Below are 255 nucleotides of genomic sequence, written 5' to 3'. Positions count from 1 at the left end.
CAACTCACCGCGTGGCATCGCGTAAAGCGCCGTGTAAATGGTTTCGTGACTGGCACGCATCGAGGAATCATCGGGGAACATGCGTGGAAGTATGCCCGCAATCTGTTCCGGCGAGAATCGCTGCCTACGCAGTTTTTGAACCTGCGCCCAAAGGTAGCTGTCCTCAGCCAATCGAACTGGTTTACGTCCCTGAATCCGAGCCAAAAAGGCGCGCTGATGTGCCAGAGCAGCCCGGTAACCACCAGCCAAGGCTGG

General features: G+C 57.3%; 1 pseudogene. It reads right to left on the bottom strand.

What is annotated here, in order from left to right:
- A pseudogene (locus QWY27_RS15420) lies at positions 1-255 on the bottom strand (IS30 family transposase); the annotation flags it as partial.

It is taken from the genome of Zwartia vadi, assembly GCF_030410375.1.
GTDB lineage: Bacteria > Pseudomonadota > Gammaproteobacteria > Burkholderiales > Burkholderiaceae_B > Zwartia > Zwartia vadi.
Note: the sequence above shows the minus strand (reverse complement) of the source record. Positions and strands in the feature narration are given on the sequence as shown.